This is a genomic window from Candidatus Methanodesulfokora washburnensis (assembly GCF_003947435.1).
GTDB lineage: Archaea > Korarchaeota > Korarchaeia > Korarchaeales > Korarchaeaceae > Methanodesulfokora > Methanodesulfokora washburnensis.
Genome location: NZ_RCOS01000179.1, coordinates 1 through 8,606 on the forward strand (window position 1 = coordinate 1; position 8,606 = coordinate 8,606).

The 8,606-nt window shown below is 43.9% G+C and carries 11 protein-coding genes; 5 read left to right on the forward strand and 6 right to left on the reverse strand.

All coding sequences use genetic code 11. The features are described 5' to 3' along the window. Both D6D85_RS16635 and D6D85_RS15825 read left to right on the forward strand, forming a co-directional pair. The coding region (locus tag D6D85_RS16635; protein ID WP_373695753.1) for a hypothetical protein at positions 1 to 229 on the forward strand (229 nt) is incomplete at its 5' end. Positions 230 to 345: 116 nt separating this feature from the next. Next, positions 346 to 660: a DUF5320 family protein gene (locus tag D6D85_RS15825; RefSeq protein WP_125673028.1), complete on the forward strand. Its 315-nt coding sequence runs from the start codon at positions 346 to 348 to the stop codon at positions 658 to 660. Positions 661 to 931: 271 nt separating this feature from the next. Here D6D85_RS15825 and D6D85_RS15830 read toward each other — a convergent pair whose 3' ends face one another. The 3 genes from D6D85_RS15830 to D6D85_RS17280 form a co-directional block, all read right to left on the reverse strand. Further along, positions 932 to 1,126 carry a type II toxin-antitoxin system HicB family antitoxin gene (locus D6D85_RS15830; protein WP_125673029.1) on the reverse strand — a complete coding sequence of 65 codons (195 nt, stop codon included), beginning with the start codon at positions 1,124 to 1,126 and terminating at the stop codon, positions 932 to 934. Between the two features lie 214 nt (positions 1,127 to 1,340). Continuing rightward, a complete protein-coding gene (locus D6D85_RS15835; protein WP_161969936.1) occupies positions 1,341 to 1,622 on the reverse strand; it encodes an AbrB/MazE/SpoVT family DNA-binding domain-containing protein in 282 nt (93 codons plus the stop codon). A 71-nt stretch (positions 1,623 to 1,693) separates the two neighbouring features. Next, entirely contained in the window at positions 1,694 to 2,284 is a 591-nt protein-coding gene (locus D6D85_RS17280) for a manganese efflux pump MntP (protein WP_125673031.1), read from the reverse strand. Between the two features lie 174 nt (positions 2,285 to 2,458). Between D6D85_RS17280 and D6D85_RS15845 the strand changes: the two genes are divergently transcribed. Continuing rightward, positions 2,459 to 3,007 carry a PD-(D/E)XK nuclease family protein gene (locus tag D6D85_RS15845; protein ID WP_125673032.1) on the forward strand — a complete coding sequence of 183 codons (549 nt, stop codon included), beginning with the start codon at positions 2,459 to 2,461 and terminating at the stop codon, positions 3,005 to 3,007. A gap of 330 nt (positions 3,008 to 3,337) precedes the next feature. Next, positions 3,338 to 5,785 carry a GxGYxYP domain-containing protein gene (locus tag D6D85_RS15850; RefSeq protein WP_125673033.1) on the forward strand — a complete coding sequence of 816 codons (2,448 nt, stop codon included), beginning with the start codon at positions 3,338 to 3,340 and terminating at the stop codon, positions 5,783 to 5,785. Positions 5,786 to 6,311: 526 nt separating this feature from the next. Here the strand turns inward: D6D85_RS15850 and D6D85_RS15855 are convergent. The 3 genes from D6D85_RS15855 to D6D85_RS16640 form a co-directional block, all read right to left on the reverse strand. Beyond that, positions 6,312 to 7,265 carry a hypothetical protein gene (locus D6D85_RS15855; protein ID WP_125673034.1) on the reverse strand — a complete coding sequence of 318 codons (954 nt, stop codon included), beginning with the start codon at positions 7,263 to 7,265 and terminating at the stop codon, positions 6,312 to 6,314. After that, positions 7,258 to 7,719: a hypothetical protein gene (locus D6D85_RS15860; protein WP_125673035.1), complete on the reverse strand. Its 462-nt coding sequence runs from the start codon at positions 7,717 to 7,719 to the stop codon at positions 7,258 to 7,260. The genes D6D85_RS15855 and D6D85_RS15860 overlap by 8 nt, the downstream gene beginning before the upstream one ends. 315 nt (positions 7,720 to 8,034) lie before the next feature. Continuing rightward, positions 8,035 to 8,190 carry a hypothetical protein gene (locus tag D6D85_RS16640; RefSeq protein WP_161969938.1) on the reverse strand — a complete coding sequence of 52 codons (156 nt, stop codon included), beginning with the start codon at positions 8,188 to 8,190 and terminating at the stop codon, positions 8,035 to 8,037. A 195-nt stretch (positions 8,191 to 8,385) separates the two neighbouring features. Here D6D85_RS16640 and D6D85_RS15865 point away from each other — a divergent pair. Continuing rightward, positions 8,386 to 8,606, forward strand: a 221-nt coding sequence (locus D6D85_RS15865) for a hypothetical protein (protein ID WP_133308336.1), incomplete at its 3' end; no start/stop codon positions are given.

Consider the following 8,606-nt stretch of genomic DNA (forward strand, 5'->3'; position numbering starts at 1 on the left):
TTATGCAGGAGAGATATTCTCAGCATATTTCTTCCTTGCCTCACTTGCAGCAGTGAATGTTGTGCCATTTACCTCTTTGCTTGCATTTTTAACCTTGCCTCAAGCGTACAATCTGCTCAGAACTTTTAAGAGCAGAGTTCCTGAGGCCGCCGATCCCATGACTGCAGCTCTTCTGCGGAGCTTCGGTCTATTATATATAATTGGTTTACTTATCGGAGCTCTTCTCTGATTTAAGAGTAAAATCGACTAATAAATAGCATAATACTAAAAACGAAAAACGCATCCTTAACGAAAGGTTTATATAGCCTGAGGTATTATGTGCAATAGCACATAAAGGGTGAGACGATGTGGAGATATGGAAGAGGAGGTTGGTTGGGTCCATGGCCCGGAAGGGGCCCGTTTAGCTATCTGCCTCCCTGGCAGAGGCCCGGATGGATATTTGGAAGGGGGGCCTGCTGGTATCTCTGGTCTAATCCTTGGTATCAAACATATACTGAGTATCCTTGGTCTTATTCCACATATCCAACATCTGCTTATCCAACACCCACACCAGAACAGGAGCTATCCCTTCTGGAGAACTACAAAAAGACGCTGGAAGCAGAGCTGAAAATGCTAGAGGAAAGGATAAACAGCCTGAAAGGGCAACTAGGAGGGCAATAGCCCTCTTTTTTCAAAACTCATATTCTGAATCTTGCAAGAGCTTAATTATCTTAAAGTGTTCTGCATACAGCTTGGGATCAGAGAACTGCTTCTTTCTAGCATAAACTTTATAAACTTTAGTCACTTAAATAACCCCAATGTCTGAAAAGCTTTACATGCTAGCAAGGTTGTGAGGGTGTAAAAAGTGCCATTAGAGACTGTTAAGCTCACAGCGGGCTTCAAACTAAAAGGATCTATCCCAGAGAGCCTTTTCTCGATGTATAGAGAGGTCTTAAACCAGCTCCTTCTTTCTCTTTGCTTTTTCAACTTCCTCTGGAAAAGCTTCAAGATAACCTTTAATTGCCTCTTTTATATTTTCTAAAGCTTCCTCCCTTGTTTCTCCTTCGCTTATGCATCCAGGCAGCTCTAAGCACTGAGCGGAATACCCTCCTTCCTCTTCCTTCCTCAAGATTATCGTGAACTTCATCCTGCATAGCTGTCATGTGCAAACAAAAATCTTGCGATTTATTCTTTGTGTGCTTTTTCCATCACTGTCATGATCTCCCAGTCCTATTCTCTATTTCCAAAAATGAGGAGTATATCATTCTTATTAAAATCATAAGATATTGATCCTCCAGAATAATTAAATAGATCATAATCTATAAAGGTGGTTGGCGAATGTTCCCTGTCACATTGCAACCTCAACTATTACTTCGAATCCCAATTTTGCGTAGCGCATATTCCCTGTCAACATATTTATCCTTCTCCTCAACCTCCTCTGTATCTAGGCTTGGAGCAATTTCCTCCAGTTCAGCGAAGGCCTTACTGATCGCCTCTACGGAAAATCTCTCAAGTATGATTCTATTTCCAACAACCCTGCACACCATCTCAGTCTCTCCCTCTATCCCAAGAGTCTTCCTCACATCCTCCGGTAGGACCACTCTACCTTGCTTATCCACCTTGACAATAATTCCCACACTCACCACAAGCTATTCTTAGAAGGATGCTATGTATTAAACATTGCTGTTTTTGCTAATACTGTGAGGTTGGGCTTTTAAACCCCGGAAGTCAGCTCCAAAAATTTCAGTACTCCCAAAGTGATTAGAATTATGCCGGAGAGAATTGACGGGATTCTTCTGCTCAAATTCTTTATCCAGCTGCTCAGGAGCACTGCTATTAATATTAGAATAGTGTTAGCTATGATAATGGCAACTATTATCCATATAATAGGAATTTCTAAAAATGGAAAACTGATCCCCACAGCTCCCTCATCGATACTTGACAGGCATCCCATGGCTGATAACGCCCAAAAAGACGAGATCTTCTCAAATTTGGGCTGCTCTTCTTCAAGAGCTTCTTTAATTACCCATATCCCGACCAGTGTAAAGACAACTAAAACAATCCAAGCACTAAAGGAAGCAACCCATTTGTATATTGCCAGTCCAATCAGCCAGCCTAACAACGGCAGTAAAGCGGTTGATATGGAGAATGCAGCTGCTATTTTACCTGTATTAACTATAAATTTTTTAAAATTTCTACTTGGCATTAGCAGGCTCAGAGAAAAAGCAAGACCGAAGTCATCCAGAGATAATCCAAATGACAGTAAGGCGAGAGCTAGATAATCCATTCTGCCCACCTTGCTCATTCTGCCTTCATTGCATTCTATCCTGTTAATTCTCGCTTTATAAACTTCTTCTGATGATGCCTTTCATCCAATCTGCCAGCTGCTACAATAGCATGTGCATATTTCTGCTTACAGCTCTAATAATTTATTTTTAGGAGCAATTAACTATTTAAATGCTAGAGGTGAATTTAGTGGATGAGCTCGCAGCTCAAGCAGAGATTCCTGAAGCTTCTAAAGGAGGATGAGGAGTTCAGATACGCTGTAGCCGGACTTCTTGGCCTAGAGGAAATTCTGAAAAGGCTTGACAGACATGAGGAGCAGCTTGTCAAGCTTAGGGAGGACATGAACAGGGGATTTGAGCTTATAGAAAGAAGGATATCAGCCTTAGGGGCAAGATGGGGCCTCCAAACTGAGGAAGCATTCAGAGAGGGATTAAAAGGGATATTAGAGAAGGAGTTCGGTGTGAAGATTGAGAGATGGATTGAGAAAGATAAGGAGGGAATGGTTTATGATCATCCTAGTGATGTAGAGCTGGATGTTGTTAAGGATGGGAAAACCATGCTAATAGAGGTATCCTCGCATGTAAAGGCATCTGATATCCCAATTTTCAGGAGAAAAGCCGAATTCTACGAGAAAATAACCGGAGTAAGGGCTGATAGGCTGGTAATCGTCACCCCCTACGCGGATGATAGAGCTCTTGAGATGGCAAAAGAGTTTGGAATTGAAATATACACAAAGGTATGATTGTCATGATGCCTGCTCTTATCATCCTTGCTCCCACGAAATATAGCAGGGTGGGAGCAACCGTTGCAGCTTTTCACAATGGTTTTATTACTTTTGTAAATAAAAGAAGGGGTTGATGGTGAGGTTTAAAGGCTGCCGTTGTAAAATGAGTGATCAACATACTAGCTGGAGGGTCCATTTCATTAATATTCAGTTTGCTGGATCGTGCCCAATAAATTTATTGGGTTCCCCTCTCAGCAATTTTATCATATAATCGACCCTTCAAGGAGTTCTCACATCTTTATCAGCCTTATCGGAAAAAGCTTTTATTGGCATCGAAGGCTTTTTCATGTGGGCACTACTGGGAAGATCCTTCTCGTGCTCGTGGTTGTGATCATCCTGTTTCTCCTGCTGTTAATGGCAGGAGCCCTGACATACAAACCATCACCTGTGACCGGAAGCATTAAGGAGAGGTTCATAAGCTACTCTGTTTCCAAGGGCTTTGGGGAAAGCACAGCCAGAAGGTTCTACTCTGAATATGAGGAATTGGTCATGGATCTGTATCAAAGGAATGCCTCAGTTCTGCTTCCCTGCTTGGAGCTCTACAGCAGGAATGCGACAGCCTTTGCCGAGATCTATAAAAGCCACAAGGATACTCAATCATTGATAACACATGTTATGCAAAGGCTGGCTTATTACAAGCTACTTGTCGTGGATGCAAGAGATATAAGCGTTCTTGATCCCAGATTGCTCACATTGGTGACCATTCAGGGGCTGGCCAACAGGGAGAGGCCCAGCCTTTACGTGATATTCAAGGACACTGATGCCCTATGGCTAAATAACATGAGGGATCTTGGAATCGATACCGCCTTTGTGCAGCTGGAGGATGCGATCAGAATTTTTGCTGAAAAAGCCTCAGGCTATGTTGTCTATGATCCCTCTCTTCCAGATACAATAAACGTGGGCACAACGCTGTGCGGGGTTTACAATGCAGTTCTTGTCCATCCAGGATGGATAAGCTGGCTTGAGGATCTGGGTGTGAGGAAGAAGCTCTTTGACCTCAGGGGCAACTTCAGCGACAGGGTCTCAGCGTATAAATGGGCTTTTGAGAGGCTTTGGGACAAGGTTGATCACAAGAAGCTGGCTGTGGCATGTCCTGAATATAGAGTATATCCAAAGTACACAAGCTGGCCTCAAGTTGCATGCAGGGATTATGCTGTAAGCCTTAAGCTGCTCACAGTCTATCTGAACCTGTCCAATCAGGAGGAAAAAGCGTTAATGGAGAGAATACTGGCTGCGATGCCGAACAATTCGATGGTGATGGGATGGAACGAGGAGGGGGAGGGGGCTTATGTTGACCTAGCGACGAGATATGGGAAGTTTGTGGCCGTGATGATGCACAACTTCGGCCCGAAGAACTTCGCAAATCCAACTGTTTGGATGCACCTGAAGCCTCCAGCTCAGCTGAATTTCTCCCTTCCACCTGTTAGACCTGAGGTACTGGGAAAAGGAGGGGTTTACATCACCTTCTACATCACAGATGGGGACAATCTGCAGTTCGACCAAGAGATGATAAACCTCTGGTCTCTCAGAGCCGGAGTTCCCGTCGCTTGGACTGTGAGCCCATTCCTGATTGATGTTGCGCCCTATATGGCTTATTACTATGCAAAGACAATGAGCGAAAACGACACATTTGTCTGCGGCCCATCGGGAGCGGGTTACATCTATCCCGTCTCGAACATTCACTATCTGGATCAGTACCTGCCTCACACTCTGGCCTATATGAAGCTAAGCGGGCTGAGGATAGTCGAGGTTCTCGGCTACAGCGATGATGCAGCAGCAAAGTACAAGAGATATATGGGAAACATGCTTCTGGCTATCAAGCGGGATTACAACGAGCAGCCAGGACTCTTCAAGATATACGGCCAGTCGTTCTACTACATAGAGGCAGATGGACACTATATGCCCGTGCTCTTCGGTGCACTTCACTTCAGGAACCTTCATGAATTTGAAAAGAAGCTGGACGAGGCCCTGAAAATGTATGAAAAGGGACCTCAACCCAGATTCAACCCAGCTGAGGACCTTCTTGGCTTTTCCAGAAAAGTTGATGATCCGAGCTCTCCAACAGGAATGGCTAGGTATGCAGCTCCGGGGGAGAGGCTTGAAGGGGCCCATACATTTGGTCCCTATGTCACTCTTCCAGCAGGCAGGTACACTGCACGCTTCCTTCTGAAGATAGACAGGATGACAAGCGAGAAAGTGGCAACGCTTGATGTATGCACCGATATAGGGAGGAGGATAATAGCCAGCAGGGAAATTTCAGGATCTGATTTCAAAGAAGCGGGGAAGTATCAGTGGTTCGAGCTGAGCTTTGTTCTGGACAGAACAACATCAAACATCGAGTTCAGGATATGGTACAGGCCCGAGAGCAATGTTGGCCTGTACTGCGGGCTGATCGATGTGCCATCTAATCTGGGAGGAGGTCTACCCTTCCTTCTTGTGATCTCTCAACCCTGGGATATTTCGGACTGGAAGGGAGTTGCAAAACTGCTCCATGAGCGCTCAAACATAACCCCGATAAACCTCCATGAGTTCATCTCCTTGGTAAACGTTGAGTATGGCTATGGAATAGCCAAGAGCATAATGGATGAGCGCATCACTGCTGGAAAGCTGAGCAAGGATAAGGCTGCTGAGCTTCAAGCCCTGCTGGATGAGGCCCTCTCCCTGTACAAGCAGGGGAACTGCTATGAGGCTGTGAGGAAGATGATAGCATTCTACAGGGAGCTCTCACACTCCTAGTTTACCGAAACTCGGCAAGAAAGCCTACGATTTTAGCCGTGGGATGAATTGCCGATAAGCTTAAATATAAACTCACGATAGTTGTGTTGAGCGTGTCGCTCGGATGTCCAAAGGCTGGAATAAGGCTCCGAGCTGAAAAGGGGAGGGGTTTCAGCAAAGCGGGCTATGGGCTACATGCCCATGGCAGGGGCTGGTGGGGCATTATGCCCTGGTCTTGACACAGCCCTGAACTCGGTAGGATGAGGCCTAAGGCTGACAAACCGGGAATCTCCCGGCTTTAGCCGTGGAGAATGTCAACGAAAGAAATTCAGCGAAGCTAAAAGCTCCAATATTTTTATATTTCCTTTCCAAGGAGCTTTCCAGCAGTCCCCCTTCTTAATCACTTCTATCAAGAGAAGTGCATTATACACAGGAATAGAAAGAGTGCAAAACTGCTCACTGCGATGATGCTGGCGCACAACTCACATAAGGCCTATATCCTCTAGGGCAAGGGAAGGAGAAACTTATAGAAAACTTAAGGACTATATTACAACATTAATTTTCTTGCTTCTTCAAATAAAACTGGTACAATCCATTCTGCTGGTGCAACTATATAATTCTTAGGATATTGATTGAATAATCTTAAATCCATACCTATTCTAAAGGTGTGAATATATTTAGAGGATTCGAGAGGTCTTATCACCTCCTCCTTTATTTCCTCCTCTTGCTCCGAGTAACCGATTATTAGAAAAACCAAGGCATGTTTTTGTAGTTCAGGAACGTACTGATGGAAGGCTCTAAACACCCTTCCCCCCATCCCTGGATATATCCATTCATAATCCAGATCCTCGACATCACCGTGAAATTTCCACAGATAGTGGTAGAACCCATCACCATCGTCATCGGAGGGTTGCTGTTCTTCCCTGTTAATTTTTCTAATCTTTCTGGAATACATATGTTGGTAAGCCTTTTCTATTAAATCATCCCAATTAAGACATATTATTTCTATTATAACCTTGTGATGAAACATTTCAGCAACAATTTCATGAGCCTTGGTAACCTTAACGACTTCTCTTTCCACCATATCTTGCTTAAAAATTTTCTTGAACTCTTCGCTTTTCAACTTATCTTTCAATGCTTCCTTGAAGTCGATTTTGTTTAAAAAGCGTGCCAGTGGAATGCCTGCATCTGAGGAGAATCCAGCTCCAATTAACACAATCACTCTTCCATAAGATTTTATGAGATCCTGAACTCGCTCCCTTCTAAGAGATCTAAATAGGGATGTACTTATTGAAACTACATAATCCTCGAATCTACGTTTAATCTCCCACTCTGGCGGCATTGGAGGCAGTTGTCCTCTCCTTGCTTCTTCATTTAATTCCTCCACTACTTTAGTAACGATAATATCTCTCAATAACTTTTTATCCGGATATTCTTGCAGGACTCTTTCTAAAAGCTTCAGTAATTCAGGGGCAAGAGATTCAGCGATGGGTTCATACAATTCTCAGCTCACCGCATATCCTCTCAGCCATATTGCGAATCTCTTTTTCATATTCGTCATAGTTTATTTCACCATTTATAAACTTATTTAGTAGTTGTATATGAGCTAGTTCAAATTCCGCAAGAGCTTCTGCCCTCAGGTACCTCTTTATTTTCTCCTCCGGGGAAAGCGACTCCAACCCCTTTATCTCTTTCAATGGATCCAGTAGAGTATATTCCCAATTTATGTGATACTTGTCTTCATAGGCCTTCCTCCTCCTGTACACGTCCCTTCTCAGGCATTTTTCGAGTCTTTCTAATGAGGGTAATCGTGAGCTTAACGGCAACACTTCAGTTGCAATAAACTTGAGCTGATCAAAAGTCAAAAGTCTAGGCTGGGCTAATATTTCCTTCAATTTTTCTTCAATCACCCTTGGCACTGCCGTTTGAATAGGGGAAGCCACCTTCTTACCCACCTCTACTTAAAAGGAGGAGACTATAAAAGGTTTTGGGATTTGCTGGGCTTCCCATCCAGAGACTAAGAACAATATAAATTTCGAAATTATTGTTTGGATTATTCTCACTTTTTCATTTTACATGGAACCCGACAAGAAAGCCTACGGTTTTGACCGTGGGATGAATTGTCAATTTAAATTAAGAGTGCTCCTCATATCTTCGGCGAGTCGCCGGTGAACATGCTCAAGCGGGCTATGGGCTACATGCCCATAGCAGGGGCTGGTAGGGCATTATGCCCCGGTCTTGACACAGCCCTGAACTCGGTAGGATGAGGCCTAAGGCCGACAAACCGGGAATCTCCCGGCTTTAGCCGTGGAGAATGTCAAAACTGATACTATGAGTATGATGTCAGCAATCCACCTGATCCAGCCCAGACTCTTCCTTATCAGCTCCAGTGTTTTCCTTATCTCTCTCAAATCCTCCTCGCTCATCCCACAATTATGGCGGGCATTCCTTACAAATCCATCCCCCAGTTCTTCCTAATATTTAAGCCTTATTATATTCTGCATAAAGTTTATATAACATATGGCCACAGATTGTTGATGGCACCCCGGAGAATACTGGAGCTGATAATATTATTCTTTATATTAGTTATATTTTTAATTTTGTTTTCAATTCTATTCTTCATGCCCTCCAGATCCGAGATTCATACAGAGCTCTCTCAAGCTGTCGTCTCACTCCCTCCCAGATGGTCAGTTCCCAAGTGGTCTGTTGAGGAGGATCTCGTGAGCAAGACATACAATCTTGAGGAAATGAGGATCACCTTGCTTGTCAGAAGGCCTTTTGTCTGCCTTTCAGCTGAAATTGGGAACGAAAGCCTCGTGAATGAGTCCTCCATAAAATCTCT

Coding starts and splice junctions, on each gene's coding strand:
- D6D85_RS15830 (WP_125673029.1), bottom strand. CDS start 1,126: ATGAAGTTCACGATAATCTTGAGGAAGGAAGAGGAAGGAGGGTATTCC.
- D6D85_RS17280 (WP_125673031.1), bottom strand. CDS start 2,284: ATGAGCAAGGTGGGCAGAATGGATTATCTAGCTCTCGCCTTACTGTCA.
- D6D85_RS16640 (WP_161969938.1), bottom strand. CDS start 8,190: ATGAGCGAGGAGGATTTGAGAGAGATAAGGAAAACACTGGAGCTGATA.
- D6D85_RS15825 (WP_125673028.1), top strand. CDS start 346: ATGTGGAGATATGGAAGAGGAGGTTGGTTGGGTCCATGGCCCGGAAGG.
- D6D85_RS15845 (WP_125673032.1), top strand. CDS start 2,459: ATGAGCTCGCAGCTCAAGCAGAGATTCCTGAAGCTTCTAAAGGAGGAT.